16 protein-coding genes are annotated in these 17,724 nt (G+C 42.6%); 3 read left to right on the forward strand and 13 right to left on the reverse strand.

Annotated elements, in window-relative coordinates; genetic code table 11:
- Window positions 1-40 precede the first annotated feature (40 nt).
- Window positions 41-874 (reverse strand): PRD domain-containing protein, encoded by an 834-nt coding sequence (locus tag ACNO7B_RS17535; protein ID WP_026050173.1) that lies wholly within the window; start codon window positions 872-874, stop codon window positions 41-43.
- 51 nt (window positions 875-925) lie between these two features.
- A complete protein-coding gene (locus tag ACNO7B_RS17540; RefSeq protein ID WP_048002996.1) occupies window positions 926-1,204 on the reverse strand; it encodes a hypothetical protein in 279 nt (92 codons plus the stop codon).
- 501 nt (window positions 1,205-1,705) lie between these two features.
- Between ACNO7B_RS17540 and ACNO7B_RS17545 the strand changes: the two genes are divergently transcribed.
- Complete coding sequence (locus ACNO7B_RS17545) at window positions 1,706-4,129, forward strand: S8 family peptidase (protein WP_052320532.1); 2,424 nt, start codon at window positions 1,706-1,708, stop codon at window positions 4,127-4,129.
- Between the two features lie 81 nt (window positions 4,130-4,210).
- A complete protein-coding gene (locus tag ACNO7B_RS17550) occupies window positions 4,211-4,438 on the forward strand; it encodes a hypothetical protein (RefSeq protein WP_017360133.1) in 228 nt (75 codons plus the stop codon).
- An 11-nt stretch (window positions 4,439-4,449) separates the two neighbouring features.
- Here the strand turns inward: ACNO7B_RS17550 and ACNO7B_RS17555 are convergent, their stop codons facing one another.
- The 3 genes from ACNO7B_RS17555 to ACNO7B_RS17565 form a co-directional block, all read right to left on the reverse strand.
- Window positions 4,450-5,454: an LLM class flavin-dependent oxidoreductase gene (locus tag ACNO7B_RS17555; protein WP_065461605.1), complete on the reverse strand. Its 1,005-nt coding sequence runs from the start codon at window positions 5,452-5,454 to the stop codon at window positions 4,450-4,452.
- 54 nt (window positions 5,455-5,508) lie between these two features.
- On the reverse strand, window positions 5,509-6,258 hold the full coding sequence (gene nfsA, locus ACNO7B_RS17560; protein WP_065461296.1) for an oxygen-insensitive NADPH nitroreductase: 750 nt from the start codon (window positions 6,256-6,258) through the stop codon (window positions 5,509-5,511).
- Between the two features lie 110 nt (window positions 6,259-6,368).
- Window positions 6,369-7,580: an FtsW/RodA/SpoVE family cell cycle protein gene (locus ACNO7B_RS17565; protein ID WP_008345489.1), complete on the reverse strand. Its 1,212-nt coding sequence runs from the start codon at window positions 7,578-7,580 to the stop codon at window positions 6,369-6,371.
- A gap of 476 nt (window positions 7,581-8,056) precedes the next feature.
- Between ACNO7B_RS17565 and ACNO7B_RS17570 the strand changes: the two genes are divergently transcribed.
- A complete protein-coding gene (locus ACNO7B_RS17570; protein WP_008345491.1) occupies window positions 8,057-8,320 on the forward strand; it encodes a spore morphogenesis/germination protein YwcE in 264 nt (87 codons plus the stop codon).
- A 78-nt stretch (window positions 8,321-8,398) separates the two neighbouring features.
- On the opposite strand, the gene qoxD is transcribed toward ACNO7B_RS17570, so the two are convergent.
- The 8 genes from qoxD to ACNO7B_RS17610 form a co-directional block, all read right to left on the reverse strand.
- Window positions 8,399-8,779, reverse strand: a complete 381-nt coding sequence (gene qoxD, locus ACNO7B_RS17575; protein ID WP_007497818.1) for a cytochrome aa3 quinol oxidase subunit IV — start codon at window positions 8,777-8,779, stop codon at window positions 8,399-8,401.
- Between the two features lies 1 nt (window position 8,780).
- Window positions 8,781-9,398, reverse strand: coding sequence for a cytochrome aa3 quinol oxidase subunit III (qoxC, locus tag ACNO7B_RS17580; protein WP_007497820.1), 618 nt, complete (start codon window positions 9,396-9,398; stop codon window positions 8,781-8,783).
- Window positions 9,398-11,356, reverse strand: a complete 1,959-nt coding sequence (gene qoxB / locus ACNO7B_RS17585; RefSeq protein WP_007497822.1) for a cytochrome aa3 quinol oxidase subunit I — start codon at window positions 11,354-11,356, stop codon at window positions 9,398-9,400. Before qoxB ends, qoxC begins: the two co-directional genes overlap by 1 nt.
- Window positions 11,357-11,383: 27 nt before the next feature.
- Window positions 11,384-12,340, reverse strand: coding sequence for a cytochrome aa3 quinol oxidase subunit II (gene qoxA, locus ACNO7B_RS17590; RefSeq protein WP_089374137.1), 957 nt, complete (start codon window positions 12,338-12,340; stop codon window positions 11,384-11,386).
- A 514-nt stretch (window positions 12,341-12,854) separates the two neighbouring features.
- Window positions 12,855-13,937: a M24 family metallopeptidase gene (locus tag ACNO7B_RS17595; protein WP_417901772.1), complete on the reverse strand. Its 1,083-nt coding sequence runs from the start codon at window positions 13,935-13,937 to the stop codon at window positions 12,855-12,857.
- Window positions 13,938-13,944: 7 nt separating this feature from the next.
- The gene (gene galT / locus ACNO7B_RS17600; protein ID WP_417901773.1) at window positions 13,945-15,465 is read right to left on the reverse strand and encodes a UDP-glucose--hexose-1-phosphate uridylyltransferase; all 1,521 of its coding nucleotides are present in this window, start codon (window positions 15,463-15,465) and stop codon (window positions 13,945-13,947) included.
- 31 nt (window positions 15,466-15,496) lie between these two features.
- A complete protein-coding gene (gene galE / locus ACNO7B_RS17605; RefSeq protein ID WP_017368288.1) occupies window positions 15,497-16,489 on the reverse strand; it encodes a UDP-glucose 4-epimerase GalE in 993 nt (330 codons plus the stop codon).
- Complete coding sequence (locus tag ACNO7B_RS17610) at window positions 16,489-17,667, reverse strand: galactokinase (protein WP_045034054.1); 1,179 nt, start codon at window positions 17,665-17,667, stop codon at window positions 16,489-16,491. Before ACNO7B_RS17610 ends, galE begins: the two co-directional genes overlap by 1 nt.
- Between the last annotated feature and the right edge of the window lie 57 nt (window positions 17,668-17,724).

Raw genomic sequence — 17,724 nt, forward strand, 5'->3', positions numbered from 1 at the left:
GTAGTGTGCATAAAAAAAAGCCTGCGGACAGGCACAACCTTTACACCAATTCGGCATCCTGCAGACGCTGGACATGCAGCGTGATGTAGCCGATCTCCGATTCAGGGAGATGAAGTCCATATTCTTTTTTCAGCAAATCAGCCAGTCCAAGTGCACACCGGTAAGCCGAATCATACTTTGTTTGGATAAAAGTCAGCATGTCATCGTCCATGATTTGAAATGCTTCATTCGATTCCAACCTGCCTAATGCATACCTCAAATGTGTCACAAGGCGCTGATATGAAATACTATCCTCATCAATCGAGCGCTCAAAAACGCTTTCGATATGCTCGATCATTTCTTTGATCATCGTTGTGTATTTGACCGTCTTCTTCATGGACTCCGTATTCATTTTGGCCGTATGAATATGAAGTGCCACATACCCTGCCTCATCGTCCGGCAGGTCAACCCCAAGCCGCTCCTTTACATAACGAATGGCATACTTTCCAATATCATATTCCTGCTTATATAAGACTTTGATCTCACCAAGCAATTTATTATATAAGACAATGCCTTTTTGAACGCGTTCAATGGCAAAGGATAAATGATCTGTCAGTGAAATGTGGATATGATCACTGAGCGGCATCATGAGTTCACCCTCTGCATAACTAATAATATGCTCTGCCACCTCAATATGCGCTTCTGGCAATGTCGCAAGAATTTGTTTGAATTTCTCATTTTCTTCACGCACAACAAAAATCTTCTCTATTTTTTGAACGGGAACGACGTCATTTTTCCCCTTCTGAAAAGCAATTCCGGGCCCCATCACAATTTTCTCCTGATCACCCTCCTTTACAACCACTGCATTGTTATTCAATATTTTATATATCTTCAAGGGGCATCCTCTCCCACAGATAACGTGTCTTATGTGGGATTTTACCCTGTTTCAACTTTTCTGTAAAGATAAGAACGGACCGGCACGAGCCTCTCTCGTTGTCTTTTCATCAAGCATCATCAGACTTTCTTGAAACGGCTTTTCTATCCTGCGCTTCTTCTTCTTTTCAACTGCCAGTTTCTCTAGCTTTCTCTCATTCACCGCAAGAAAGAATCCTCCATCCACTGCTGTCACTTTCACCCCTTGCTTCTTCAGCAGCTCACCAGGATTCACAAGCACATTCATCACAAAACCAAACCATACACTCAACCAGTTCTTCCATTTCTTCACTGAACATCCCTCCGCTTTCCTTAGAATCTAGCAGTTCTAGCAAATTAACTGTTCCTATCATATCCCGAGAAAAAAGAGAGGTTTGTCACAATCTGGGTGAAAAAACGAACTAGTTTTCAGAAGTTTTGTTGAAAAGTGCAGAAGATGATCATGTTCCACAATGTTTCTATGAAAATTTTATACACACACTATCCCAAAGATAAGCACATCTTATCAACAGGGTTTATCCACATATCAACACCCTCTTACTAGATTTTGTGTATGAGATTTTTTTATTTTCCATATATATATCTGAATAATCGAGTTATCAACAGATTATTGTGCATAAGTGTGACTTTATAAACAAAATAGTTCTTTATGACTATGTAAAATAAGACCATTTCAGTAAAGGAATTGGTTTCATCGTATGGAATACTTAATAACGGGCAGTGAATCTTTCCTATTTATCCACAAAAAGAAAGGCTATCTCCCTAAATACACAGCTAGAAAGGGGAAAATTAATTGAAAAAAGTAATCTCTCGTTCTTCTGTTCTATTGTTCTCCACTATTTTTACCTTATCCACATTCTTTTCAGGTCAGGCTGCTGCCGCTCCATCGAACAAACAGGTGGAACTGGAAAAAGCAGAAATCTTCGGCGAAATCAATGTTAAGTCTAGAAAACACACCACTGTCATTGTTGAATTAAAGGAAAAATCCTTAGTTGAAGCCAAGCAAGAAGGCGAAGCACAAACAAAGGCCTCCCTCAAAAAATCTCGAACGAAAGTAAAGAATGCAGCACTCAAAAAGTTAGATAAAGCGAGTGTTCGTCAAGAATATGAAAAAGTCTTCTCTGGTTTCTCTATGAAACTTCCTGCAAACGAAATCCCGAAACTGCTCGCAGTTGACGGAGTAAAAGCCGTTTATCCGGATGTTACATATCAAACAGATGAAGTGAAAAAGGAAAGCGTCCAGCTTCCTAATGAGGATGTCTCTCCACTCATGGATAAAAGTGCTCCATTTATCGGTGCCCCAAAAGCATGGGATGCCGGCTACTCTGGAAAAGGGGTAAAAGTCGCTGTCATTGATACTGGAGTAGACTATACCCACCCTGATTTAAAAGGAAACTTCGGATTATACAAAGGCTATGACTTTGTTGATAATGACTATTCTCCACAAGAAACACCAAAAGGAGATCCTAGAGGCGAATCGACAGATCATGGTACACACGTCGCAGGAACAATTGCGGCAAATGGACAAATTAAAGGTGTCGCTAAAGACGCTACCCTTCTCGCCTACCGTGTCCTTGGACCAGGCGGATCAGGAACAACTGAAAATGTCCTTGCAGGCATCGACCGGGCTGTCACTGACGGAGCCGATGTCATGAACCTTTCTCTTGGGAACAGTGTGAATAACCCTGATTATGCAACAAGCATCGCACTGGATTGGGCCATGTCTGAAGGGGTTGTTGCTGTGACATCAAACGGAAACAGTGGGCCAAACAGCTGGACCGTTGGATCTCCTGGGACATCAAGAGATGCTATTTCTGTCGGAGCCACTCAGCTTCCGTACAGTTTATACAACGTGAAATTCCCGAACTATTCAACAGCAAAAGTGATGGGCTACTATCAAGAAAATGATTTAAAAGCACTTGACCAAAAACAAGTCACACTCGTCCAAGCAGGCATCGGTGACGAAAAAGATTTTGAAAACATCGATGTCAAAGGAAAGGTGGCAGTGATTGAACGTGGAGCCATTGCCTTTGTTGATAAAGTGGACAATGCGAAAGCTGCTGGTGCGATCGGCGTTGTCATGTACAACAATACCGATGGAGAAATCCCTGTGGATGTACCAGGTCTAGCCCTTCCGACGATTAAGCTGTCAAAAGCGGAAGGAACAGCACTTGTTAAAGCCATTGAGGCTGGTAACAATACAACAACTTTCTCGATTCAATTTGTGAAAGAGTTAAGTGAACAAGTCGCTGACTTCTCATCTCGCGGACCTGTTGTCGATACGTGGATGATCAAACCAGATCTTTCAGCACCTGGCGTGAGTATTGTCAGCACCATTCCGACACACGATCCTTCTCAGCCATACGGCTATGGATCGAAGCAAGGAACAAGCATGGCATCTCCTCATGTAGCCGGAGTAGCAGCGATTATTAAACAAGCAAAACCATCGTATTCTACAGAGCAAATTAAAGCGCTGATGATGAATACAGCAGAAACATTGTATGACCCAAATGGCAGCCAGTTCCCTCACAATACGCAGGGCACAGGCAGCGTTCGAATCATCGAATCACTTCAAGCGTCTTCTATTGTGTCTGATGCAAGCTATTCGTACGGCACTTTCTTAAAAGAAAAGGGCGTTCAAATCAAAACGAAGAAGTTCAAGGTAGAAAACCTGTCAAAAGCACCGAAAACCTATACCATTGATTACAAGTTCGATGGCAATGGCATTAGCACAAACGGCACGAAAAAAATCACAGTAAAAGGGAATTCCACAGGGTCCTTTACTTCCGCAGTACAAGTGAATTATGGAAAAACGAAAAAAGGAACGTACCAAGGCAGTATCACCATTCGCGAAAATGGCAGAAAGGTCACTGAAATCCCTACTTTATTGATTGTAAAAGAGCCTGATTACCCGCGCGTCACTTCGGTTTCCGTAGAGCCTGATAACCGTGCTGGAAGCTATGTCATTAGTAGCTATCTCCCAGGCGGTGCTGAAAATCTTGCATTCCTCGTCTACTCGACAGATGGAGAGTATTTAGGTGAAGCAGGAGTTTATCAACATGTTGATAAAGGAGAGCATCGTGTGAAATGGAATGGCACGATCAATAAAGGACAGAAGTTAGAAGCAGGTGAGTATACAATGCTTGCGTATGCAAGCCTGAAAGGCAAATCAGATACGGTTCAAACGAAAGAACCATTCGATATTTATCCTGAATAAACAAGAATCACATAATAAGCCTTGTATGAGCCCATCAGCTCAACAAGGCTTTTCTATCATATATGGAGGAAAGAGAAATTCATGTTGATATGGCTATGGATCGTTTCTTTTATGACGGCTTTTTTTCTCACGATCACCTTGGTTTATTTTTTTACCTTTTTACATGCAAAACAGCCTCGTCCTTTTCATCAAGCATGTGAACTGACTGTCTATACCACCTGCATTTATCCGCTTAGCTTGGCGGTGACAGCTGCCTTTATTCTCACCATGATGCTCCTCTATCCCTTTTATTGGCTGCGCAGACGGTAAATTTACATAAGTTATGCGTCAAAAGCTTCTTTTAATAAACGATACGATGTGAGACGGTCTTGTATGTGATGTGTGATGGTCACAGCGATCACTTCATCTGTACGATACGCCTTTGCGAGTGCTGTCAGCTGCTGCTTCACAGAGGATGGCGTGCCAACAACCATCCTCTGTCGATTGGCTGCTACTCGTTTTTGTTCATATGGACTGTAGGAATAGGCCTTTGCCTGTTCAAATGAAGGAAAGCCGCCAAGGTTCTGTCCTTGTTCGTTAGCTAATAATGATAAATCTAAGCTGACAGCCAATTTTTCTGCCTGTTCCTCTGTTTCTGCACATAAAACGAAGACCGCAAGACTGACACGCGGCTCATCACCAAATTCTGAAGGTTCAAATCGGCTGATATACTGCGACACAGAGTCTTCTCCGCCTTCTCCATTAATGAAAAGAGCAAACGTATAGCCTGCACCTGCTTTTGCGGCAAGCCGTGCACTTCCTCCAGAGGAACCTAACATCCATACCTCTGGGGCAGTATCTACCTTCGGAGAAGCAGTCAGGTGAGGCAGCGGATAAAATTCATCGGCTAAATCATGTAAATACACCTTCAATTCTTCTACCTGCTCAGGATATTGATCACCGAGTCGCTTCCGTTCTCCATGATGAAGGGCAATGGAGGAGATCGGCATACCTCCAGGAGCACGTCCAATGCCAAGATCAATTCTGCCCGGAGCCAAGGCTTCGAGCACTCTGAAGTTCTCTGCCACTTTATAGGCACTGTAGTGGGGCAGCATGACGCCGCCTGAGCCAATACGGATATGTGACGTCACAGCAGATAAATGACCGAGAAGCACCTCTGGACTCGATCCTGCGAGCCGGTTTGAAAAGTGATGCTCTGATACCCAAAAACGATGATAGCCCCATTTCTCTGCCTGCTTCGCCAGCTCGACGGTTTGCTTCAGTGCCTCAGCAGGCGTCGCATCTCCAATCAAAGGAGATTGATCCAGTATACTTAATTTCATGATGTCGCACCTCTTACACAAATCCCCCTCTCTCACTCGAAAGGGGGATTTCCTGATTTATTTTCGATTAAAGCCCTTCTCTTTCACAAAATCTCCGAGGAAAGCACGTTTTGGCTGGCTAAAGCCTCGAAGCATTTGCTCAGACCATGTATCTTTTCTCTCACCGTTTGTTCGTTCTTCATAATATGATGAAATACGATCATCGTATTCTTTTAAATAACGATCCACATGAGCTTCGTCTTGCTGATATGTGTTTTCATGGTAGATCAGCTCAACGGGCAGCCGTTCCTTTTGAGATGATGGATTGGCAGGATGTCCTATGGCCAATCCGAATAGCGGCAGCACATAGGAAGGTGTTTCAAGTAGTTCGGATACTTCCCTCAGCTGATTACGCAGTCCGCCGATATAGCAGATGCCAAGTCCCATAGATTCTGCGGCGACACTGACATTTTGCGCAGCGAGCGCCGCATCAATCACACTGATAAGAAAGGCTTCAGTATTCTCAAACGCTTCTTGATGGTTTTTCCCTGCTTTTTTTGCGATATAGTCGTGGCGTTTCAAGTCTGCACAGAAAACAAAAAAATGCCCATTCTTCTCAACGTATGGCTGATTTCCAGCCAGTTCAGCAAGCTTCGCCTTCTTCTCCTGATCTGTTACACCAATGATACTATACGCCTGTACATAGCTTGATGTCGAAGCAGCCTGCGCACTTTTGATAAGTGTCAGCACTTCTTCCTCTGTCAGACGCTCATCTGTAAACGAACGGATGGACCGATGATTTAAGATGGTTTCTATCGTTTTATTCAATTCGAAGACCTCCTTCACTCCTACTATCATAAGTCAAATGAATATTGCTTTTCAAAAGTTAGAACTCACACCAAAAAGGCAGCCTACGCTTAGACTGCCCTTTACCCGTTTTATTTAAATAAATAACTTTGATACTTCGTTAACTGAACACTTGCATTATAGGCGATACCAAATCCAATCAGAACTGATAAAACAGAGCTTCCCCCGAAGCTGATGAATAAGAGTGGTATCCCCGTTACAGGCATGACGCCTATGTTCATGCCAATGTTCTGGAATGTATGGATGACAATCAATGCTGTATATCCTACACAGAAAAATGACGCAAACCGGCTATAAGGATGGATACGATCAATCAACACAACAAGCCTGTAAATCAGGAAGAAGAACATGATCACCACAAATGCGCAGCCGACAAAACCAAAGGCTTCCCCTATGATAGAGAAAATCATATCTGTCTGTGCTTCTGGAACATACACTTTTAAGTTTTTAACACCGTTCCCGAAAATTTGTCCTGCCCCAATTGCCATAATGGCTTGCTCGACTTGATATTTATCCGATCCAGATGCATCCTGTGTCTGGGCTTGGTTGGCTGTCGAAGAACTATCAGGCAGCCAAGCGGTAATCCGGTTGATCTGATACTGCTGAATCCCGATCTTTTGTGCGAAATCAGGGAATAGAATAATCACGGCTAACACAGCGGCAACTAAGAGCACAACCACTGAACCGATGAGAGAGATCAATTTCCAGTTGACCCCTGATAAAAAGACCATGACAACGACAATAAACATACATACCGCAGCCGTACCTGCATCTTGCAAAAAGATGAGTCCGACTGGTACAGCAGCCACGCCGGCAATTTTTAATAGTAGGAAAATATCATCTTCTAATGTTCGTTTTCCTCTTGGGGTTGCCTTCCCAATGACAGAGGCGAGCATCATAATCAAACCAATTTTCATGAACTCTGAAGGCTGAAATGTTCCAATTCCCGGTAACACAAACCAACTTTTTGCACCATTTTTAATTGGAGCAAAATCATGACCTGCAATTTGTGCAGGAGCAATTTTTAAAAGAATTAAGAGCATAATGCCGCCTATAAAAATATATAGGCTTAACTTTTCTAATTGTTCCAGATCGAAGTAATTAATAGCCACAATACAGATGACCCCGACCATGTAGTAAATGATCTGTCTGGTCCATGCATTAGATCCATATTGCCCAAACTGTCCCGCAGCATAAATAGCGATGACACTGATGGCAAAGAAGGCTAAAAATATAAAAATCAAATCTCCTTGATAGTAAGGAGATGTATTCTGCTTGTTCATGAACTAACCACCCTTATTACAAAACATAAAAGCCCTTATTTATATTAGATTGAAATTTTCACAAAAGCAACTCACCTTAAATATGACGGAAGTGACACCTGAAAGGTTCCATTCTAATTTCAAAAAATGAAATACTTTTCATCCTAACAATAGGAAAAAATTCCTTTCCACTCTATTATGACAACCGATCATAAGTCCTTTAAAAAGATTATTTTACAGATTTTAAGGGGAAAATTCAATGACTTATGTGGCGATATGAAAGGTGAACATCTTGCCAGCATAAGCTTAACTGAGGTATAAGAAAAAAAACAATTTCTGCGGAATAAGGCCCATTTTCCAATTATTGAGTTTACTTCAAAGTCAATTGTGGTATAATATTTGTAACAAAATGTTCACAATATCTCCTAAAAACAGACACAATTGCATCCTGACCTCTCATTTGAATTGAACATCAACTTACAAAGGAGTTGGATACGATGGATATGTTCTTTGCGTACCTATGTATTGCAACAGCTACACCCCTGTTTTTATGGTTGGAAAACAGAAAGATTGCATTAGCATCTATTCCACCCATCATGATTATGTGGATTTTCTTCGGTCTTTACATGACAAGCAGTTTATCTCCAGCAGGACATACCTTCATGATCGCATTCTTTGCCATTAACGTGATTCTGGCTCACATTGCAGCTTTCCTCATCTATGGACTTCCATTCATTCGCAAAAGATTCAGCAGCAGATAGATATCGCATCATCAATTGGAAGCGTTATCACAATCAGCATAAAAAACCACTCACCTATGAAAGATGAGTGGTTTTTTATTATTTCTCTGAATGCTCAGACTGCTTTGGCGCAGATGGTGAATAACCGTCTTTGCTGTTCTCTCCGTGGCTGTAGTGAGCCGCGAAGATCCAAACAGACCCGATGACGAAAATGATCGCACAGAATAGACCAAACAAAGTATTTCCGACTTGAACAGTCCCGTTCTCACTCTCTGTCATGTGCATGAACATGAACAGCTGCAAGAATGCTTGAATGAAGGCAAAACCAAAGATAATCCATAGTTTCGCAGAACTGCCAATTTCAGCTCCGATGGCAATCCAGAATGCTAAGATGGTTAGCACAATGGAGAGAATGAAGCCGACTACGTGTTTCCAAGGGAAGTGTTCGTGCTCTGCTGAGGAATGTGTTTTTCCAGCCATATCACAAAAGCCCCCCTAATCCGATCAAGTACACAGCTGTGAAGATGAAAATCCATACAACATCAAGGAAATGCCAGTATAGACTTGAGATAAAGATCTTCGCTGCTGTTTGTGGTGTTAATCCACGTTTTTTAATTTGGAACAAGACGCCCGTAATCCAGAAGATACCGATGGATACGTGTAATCCGTGAGTTCCTAAAAGAACAAAGAATGCAGACCAGTATGCACTTGTATGGATGCTCGCACCCTCATGTACATAATGGAAGAATTCGAAAATCTCAAAACCAACGAAGCCTGCACCTAGAAGCAGTGTCAGAATCGTCCAAATGACAACCCCTTTTGTACTTCCACGGCGCATTTCATGAACGGCAATTCCGCATGTAAATGAACTCACCAATAGCAGGAATGTCATGATCAGTACAAGCTTCATATCAAATAGCTCAGCTGGCAAAACGCCGCCAGCTGTTCTGCCATGAAGAACAAAGTAGGTCGCAAAAAGTGTTGAGAATAACACGATTTCCGCGCCAAGGAATATCCAGAAACCAAGGATGTTTAAACGTCCTGTTTCAGACTGATATTCAAGCGGTGCATTTGCATAGCTGCTATCATTATGTCCCATTACTTCTGCGCCTCCTTATTCTTTTTCTCTGTTTCAATCACTTCTTCAACAGGAATATAGTAGCCATCGTCATATTCAAATGAACGTAAAATCATTGTTGCGAATACACCGATTAAGCCAATAACGCCAATCCAGTACCATTCAAATACAAGACCGAATGCACCAAGTCCGAAGAATGCAGACATGATTAGCGGTCTGCCTGAATTGTGCGGCATGTGAATTTTCTTGAATTCTTTTTCAGGATGAACGTCTACATTGTTTTGCTTCCAATGATGGAATGCATCTGGTGTCGTCACTTCTGGAAGTGCTGCAAAGTTATAATGCGGCGGAATTGCAGAAGATGTCGCCCAGTCAAGCGTACGTCCTTCTCCCCAGCTGTCTCCAGACACTTCACGTTTCGCATGTCTCCAGCTGTAGTAAATGTTATAGCAAAGGATGATGAATCCGATACCCATCATGAATGCACCAATTGTTGAAATAAAGTTAAGTGCAGTCCAGCCATCTTCTGGTCCATACGTATAAATACGTCTTGGCATTCCTTGCAGTCCTAAGAAGTACTGCGGGAAGAAACAGATGTTAAATCCGATCATGAATACCCAGAAGAACCATTTGCCGATTCGCTCGTTTAACTTGTAACCAAACATTTTCGGATACCAGAAAACAAGACCTGCAAAACAAGCAAATACAGTACCTGCGATTAATACATAGTGGAAGTGGGATACTAAGAAGTACGTGTTATGGTACTGGTAATCCGCAGCTGCCATCGCAAGCATAACCCCAGTCACACCACCGATTACGAAGTTCGGGATGAAACCAAGTGCCCAAAGCATTGGGGATGTAAAACTGATACGGCCTCGATACATTGTAAAGAGCCAGTTAAAGATTTTCACACCTGTTGGTACAGAAATGGCCATTGTTGTGATCGAGAAGAATGAGTTAACCGCTGCACTGTTCCCCATTGTAAAGAAGTGGTGAACCCACACAAGGAAACTAAGAACAGAGATTGCCACAATCGATACAACCATCGCTTTGTAACCAAACAACTGCTTTCTTGAGAACGTCGCAAAGATTTCTGAGAAAATACCGAAAGCCGGCAGGATAACGATATATACCTCAGGATGTCCCCAAATCCAGAAAAGGTTCGCCCAAAGCATTGGCATACCGCCCGCTTCGAGTGTAAAGAATGCTGAACCGAATAAACGATCGAATGTCATAAGTGCTAAAGCAACTGTTAAAACAGGGAATGCGAAAACGATAATGACAGACGTGATCAATGTTGTCCATGTAAACATCGGCATACGCATAAGCGTCATACCTTTTGTACGCATTTTTAAGATGGTCACCATGAAGTTAATACCTGTCATTAGTGTACCAATACCTGCAATTTGGAGCCCGAGCAAGTAGTAGTTCTGTCCAGGTCCTGGTGAGAAATCATTTCCGGCGAGCGGCATGTAACTCGTCCAGCCTGCACTTGGTGATCCTCCAATAACGAAGGAAATGTTGAACAGCATTGCTCCGACCATAAATGTCCAGAAGCTCAAGTTGTTCAAATAAGGGAATGCAACGTCACGTGCACCAATTTGAAGAGGAACCACGACGTTGATTAAACCAATTAAGAATGGCATCGCCATGAATAAAATCATGATCGTACCATGCGTTGTGAAAATTTCATTATAGTGGTTTGAATCTAAAAACGTATTATTAGGAAGCGCCAGCTGCGCGCGCATCATCAGTCCGTCTACCCCACCGCGGAAGAACATAATCACAGCAGCAAGGATATACATGATTCCAAGCTTTTTATGATCAACTGATGTCAGCCATTCTTTCCAGAGCCATTTCCACTTTTTGAAGTAGGTTAAAACAAACACAATGGCAATGGAAGTAAGAGCGATAGAAATTTGCGCACCAAGAATTAATGGGTCTCCAGTTACAAAAAACTCATCCCATTTTAAATGCATAACGGCCTCCTCCTTTCCTTAGTCAGTTTATTCGTTTTCTAGTTTTCTTTTATAGTTCTTCACATTCTCGAAAGGATCTGTCTTGGAATGCGGAGAAACTGATTGGTAACCTAAACGTTTGCGTGCTTGGAGTGCATATTCAGAATCCTCTCCGTGCTTCGCAAAAGATAAATGTGTTGATGAGAATGTCTGCACATCTGCAGCATCAGGAAGCATCAAGTAGTCATACGTTTTCTTCGTTAACTTTGGTGCTTCTTTTTTCGTTTTATTTACCCATTTATCATAGTCAGACTGCGTCATCGCATTGACTTTGAATTTTTGCTGAGCAAAGCCTTCGCCTGTGAAGTTGGCGTTTCTTCCTTCATATGTGCCTACTTCATCAGCTTGAAGATATTGTTCCATTTCCATTCCAGCCATCGCATACTTCTCCCCGCCTAGCTGAGGAATCCATAGAGATGCCATTGTATCAGCGGAAGTGATTTTGAATAAAACCGGCTGATCTTTTGGAATGTTTAAGTAGTTCACTGTTTCAATATTTTCCTCTGGATAGCTGAAGATCCATTTCCAATCAACTGCTGTAGCATAAACGACAAGTGGATCTTTATGACTTGTTGCTTGAGGCGCCTCTTCCAAAGAGTAAATGGTTTTTACAGTTGGAACTGAAAGGGCAGCAACGATTAATATTGGGATCACTGTCCAGACAACTTCTAGAAGCGTATTCCCGTGTAGTTCTGGGTTATAAGAGGCGTTTCCAACGTCCTTACGCTCACGGTATTTAACCAAAATGATGGTAAACAGTACAAATACCGCACCAACGATAAAGAGCATGAATCCAATAGATAAAAGGATTAAGTCTTTTTGTTGTGCTGCGACTGGTCCTTTAGGATCTAAAACAGCGATATTGCTGCAACCTCCTAATACAAAAACACTCACGAGCATCGCTAATAAAAGCATAGGTTTAATGGCTCTGAACAAGAAGATCACCATCCTTCCTTAAATAATGTATAAATTGCTGAATAATTGTGAAAAGCCATCTGCCTTCGAAAACTTTTCTTCCCTTTGTAATGCTATCAAAATCTGTTGGAGTTAGCTCCCCTTTTTTCAAAAGTTCATTTATTTTTCAACAGATTTCTATTGAAATGTCATAAATTCGCCATAAATTTATATTATTGCACACACAATAAATTTCTAGGAATTTGAAAAGTTGAGAGTTGAAGGCAAAGGACAAACAATCAAGAACTTTGTCAAATTTAGGTTTACCACAATAAAAAAGTTTGGTCAAATTTCAATTTAACTTAATGAAATTTTATCTAGGTAAACAATTCTAAAATAGGTATCCCCATATTTAACAAAAACCTTACTCATTTTAACGCAAGTCGACAAGAAAAGAAAGTATCGATCCTCCGCCTATGCGCTGTAATGATTGGTAATGGTGATAAATGAGTGGAAACTCGCTAAAGACTTCCAGCAAAAAACCGGCTTATCGCCGGTTTCTCATTTATTCATCTCTCACCAAAATGTCTGGTCGTCTATAGATGCTTCCTTCATGTTCTATGTCTATATACGTCCACTTGCCTGTATAGGTTAAAAAGCGATTTCCTTCTTTCTCGACGACCATCGTATCTTCTGATTTCAATCCTGCTAAGGAAGGATTCCAAGTGAATACTTGATGAAGCTGGATCTCTTCCACCGATGAAGGAACTGCAATGATCTCTCTAGACACAAATCCAGTCTTGCCTCCTTGGTGAAGCTTTTTCCAGCTATCAGGAAATCCTTCTTTTTCATATTGAGCAATGCCTGCCTTCAATACATCTCCAATGGTTTTCCCTGGACGAGTAGCCGCATTCATGACCTTGTCAATTCGCGCAAGCCTTTCCTTGTTTTCTTCAAGCTCCTTTGGTAGCTGTCCAAAGTAAACGGATCTTGTGACATTTGCCACGAGTCCATGCCGTTCAGCACAAAGGACAACCAGTGCATGCTTTTGAAGTGCTTTTTCTGTTGGGATCGGGTGGCGATATTGATGAATCCGGTCATCTGTCGCCACAAGCAGCACTTCTATCGTCATCCCCTGCCTGATCGCTCTTTGAGCAACAAGCGAAGCAATTTCATGCTCCGTCTGTCCTGGAACGATTTCTTGGCAGACACTTTCTACAATAACCGCTGTTTCATGACAAAGGGTTTCGTATTGGCTGAGCTGTGGCGCTGAAAGGATCGATCGAACACGAGACAAATCAGGTTCGATCCATTCCACTCCTTCCATGTGAATGTCCGCACCGATTCGTTTGTCTTTTATGAGTGTTTGAATGTAAGGAGTCTCATCCTCAAACCAATCCATTGTGACGACTTGAAAGGGATGGTCAAAATACGCCATTTCTTCTTCAATGATTCGTTTTTCTTCCATTTGATTCACAACTAGGACAATATCGTCTTTCAACACAAGTAGCTGACAAACGCCCTCTGGCGTGTTTAACACAATGTGGTTTCTTCTTCCTCCTGTAAGCCAAGAAAAGTTATTACGCTTTTGAATGAGAACTCCGTCGAGTTGTTTTTCTTCCATTAAAGTTCTTACCTGTTCAATCATCAACTCATCACCTGCCTGTATGGAGTGTTTGAATGAAACGTTTAAATGCTGTTTTCCCTTGCTCTGTTCTTTTAAACACACCCGCCTGCGCGAGTATACGAGAAAAAATGAGGCCGATTTCTTTTTGTAAGATGGTTTCTACGTTGTCCTTCGTAAAGGTATTCTCTTCGATCAGGCGCTCTGCCCATGACTCGTGCTTCATGATAGACGGGCAGGCTTTGATTTCTTCAAGAGGTTTTTTGGATAGCAGCGACGCTTTTAGCTGGCTTAATTCCTCTGCTAATCTTCCAGGAAGGACGGCGAGACCCATGACCTCAATTAAACCGATATTCTCTTTTTTAATATGATGAACTTCTTTGTGCGGGTGGAAGATTCCGCCTGGGTGCTGCTTGTCTGTACGATTATTTCGTAGCACGAGATCTAATTCGTACTCATCCCCATGACGGCGTGCGATTGGTGTAATGGTATTGTGCGGGGTCTCTCCTGTATGAGAGAACAGCCCCGCTTCTGGATCTGAATACATTTTCCACTCATGTAATATAAAATCCGCTGCCTCCGCAAGTGTCTGCTGGTCGCTGCTTTGAAGCCTGATCACTGACATCGGCCATTTCACAATACCCGCCTTCACCCTCGGAAACTTTTCGAGAGAAAACACTTCCTCCATCTCTGCTTTCGCCATCGGAAATTCATGAGCACCACCTTGAAAGTGGTCATGACTTAATATGCTACCTCCAACAATGGGAAGATCAGCATTTGATCCTATGAAATAGTGCGGATATATAGATATGAAGGAAAGCAGACGCTCGAAGGTCTTTTTAGATATCTGCATTGGTTCGTGCTCGCTCTTGAACACAATACAATGTTCGTTGTAATACACATACGGCGAGAATTGCATAAACCACGACTCATTTGTAAGTGTTACCGGAATAATCCGGTGATTCTGTCTTGCTGGGTGATTGATGCGTCCCCCAAACCCAACGTTTTCTTTACAAAGGAGACAAAGAGGATATTGCTTTTGACTCAGCTTTTTGGCTTCAGCGATCGCTTTTGGGTCCTTTTCCGGTTTCGATAGATTAATCGTAATCTCAAGCTCACCATCTTCTGTCGTTGTAAACCACCGCACATTTTTGGCGATTCTGCCTGTATGAATATAGTGGGCATGCTGCTGCATTTCATAAAACCAGCTTGTCGCTGCCTTTGGTCCGCAATGCTTGCGTTTCTCTTCAAACTTTGCATAGATGACACTCGGAGGCGCCACCAAGCAACCCATGATTTTGGCATCTAATAAATCACGATACGTATCTGTCCCGTCAGGAATAAGGCCTGTTTCAACTGCCCAATCGAGCATCGGCATTAAGATGTCTTCAAGGTCACTGTCTCCTGAGACTGTTCTTGCCTCAGCATCATCGAGACCAAGCACCTCTAGCAGCCGGTTCCTTGTATAATCCATATCTAGTGGTGATATTAGCTCTTTATTGATCCCGTATTGAATCAGCTGTTCTAGCTTTTCAAAAATATCAATCGCCATTCCCTTTGTCTCCTCCCTTGCCTGCTACACGTTACTCACTTTGATAGCCATCTGGATGTTTCTGAAACCAATCCCATGCACTTTGAATGATGGTGTGGAGATCTGCATATTGCGGCTTCCATCCTAGTTCTTTCAGCGCTTTTTCTGATGAAGCAATTAGCTTAGCTGGATCACCCGCACGTCTTTCTGCCACCTGTGCTGGAATGGCATGCCCCGTCACTTCTCTTGCAGCTTCTACGACCTGCTTCACAGAGAAACCTGTGCCGTTCCCTAAGTTGTACGTCGCGCTTCCTTTTCCTTCACGCAGACGCTCAACCGCTAGAATGTGCGCCTCTACTAAATCCATGACATGAATGTAGTCTCTAATGCATGTGCCATCCTCTGTTTCATAATCCTCACCGTAAATCATGATTTGATCACGCTTTCCTAAAGCCACTTGTAGAATAATCGGGATTAAATGCGTTTCTGGCTGATGATCTTCACCGACAATTCCTTCTGTATGAGCACCGGCTACATTAAAATAGCGAAGCACAACGTATTCAATACCATATGCCTGCTCAGACCACTTCAGCATTTTCTCAATCGCCAGTTTTGTTTCCCCATAAGGATTTGTTGGGTTCGTCTCATCCGTTTCAACGATCGGTACACGCTTTGGTTCACCATATGTCGCAGCAGTTGAAGAGAATACAATGCGTTTCACATCAAATTCATTCATCACCTGAAGTAAAGCCGTTGCCCCTCCGACGTTGTTGTCATAGTACTTCAGCGGGTCTGTTACACTTTCTCCAACAAGTGAATCTGCCGCAAAGTGCATGACCGCTTCAATGTCATGCGTTTGAAACACCCGTCTTAAAAAAGCGTGATCCCTTAAATCTCCCTCTTCTAATACGGCACCCTTTACGACTGCCTCTTTATGACCTGTCTGCAAATTATCCACAATCACCACTTGTTCTCCTTTAGCCAAAAGAGCCGCTACCGCATGACTGCCAATAAAACCTGCTCCCCCACATACTAAAATTGCCATCAAAATTCCTCCTTCGTTAATTCTCTAGCGCCGCCTCCAATTCCAGCTGTATAAAAAGAGGCTTGAATGCCTATTTTTTCTTGATAAATCGCACCTGTTTCTTCTATAAATGAGTCCAGTAGCTCTTCTTTCACAATGCTGACGGTACAGCCCCCAAAGCCAGCACCTGTCATACGGGAACCAATCGCCCCTGGATGCTGCCATGCGGCTTCGGCCAGTGCATCTAGCTCAAGCCCAGTGACTTCATAATCATTCTTTAAAGAAAGGTGAGACGCCTTCATGAGAGCACCTAGTTCTTCCATTTTATCATCTTTTAGAAAATTTACTGCTTTCATGGTCCTCTCGTTTTCCGTGATGGCATGTCTTGCACGTCTTCTACACGTTTCATCTTGTATCAAATGGTCATGCTTAGCGAATTCATCCTCCGTGAGCTCACATAAATGACCGATATCTAATTCTTTTCTAAGATCGCTTAAAGCAGATTGACATTCTGAACGGCGTTCATTGTATTTGGAATCTGCAAGTGTTCGTTTTTTATTTGTATTGGCAATGACAAGTGCCAGACCCTCTTGCCGAAATGGGCTGTATTCAAAGGAAAGCGTGTCACAATTGAGCAAAATAGCGTGACCGTCTTTTCCAAGACTAATTGAAAATTGATCCATAATGCCGCAGTTCACACCAATAAACTCATTTTCAGCACGCTGCGCAAGAAGGGCTAGGTCGATTTGCGTTACGCCGAATGACGACCATTCATTGATCAAGACAGCCGTGACGAGCTCAATAGAGGCAGAAGATGACAGACCTGCGCCATTTGGAATATTGCCAGCATACACAATATCAAAGCCTTCTTTCACATCCATGCCTGCTTCGATAAACTGTTGGAATACTCCCTTCGGATAGTTCGCCCAGCCGTCCGATTCTGCGAAAGCGATTTCAAAAAGGTCGAACTCTTTCACACCTTCTTCTTCAAAATTCAAGGAATACATTCTAACTCGTCCATCTGACCGCCTTGCTCCCGCAGCATATGTACCAAGGGTGAGTGCACATGGAAAGACATGGCCTCCATTATAATCTGTGTGTTCACCAATCAGATTGACTCTGCCTGGGGCGAAAAAATAACGGAGTTCTTCTTGATCTCCAAATTGCTGGTAAAATGCTGCTCGTAATGTGTCGATCATATCCATTCCCCTTTTCTCTTCTGATAATCTTATTTTAGTTGCCCTGTCAGCTGAAGT

Origin of the sequence: Bacillus sp. AK25 (assembly GCF_048270685.1) — a bacterium.
In the GTDB taxonomy this organism is placed as follows: domain Bacteria; phylum Bacillota; class Bacilli; order Bacillales; family Bacillaceae; genus Bacillus; species Bacillus altitudinis.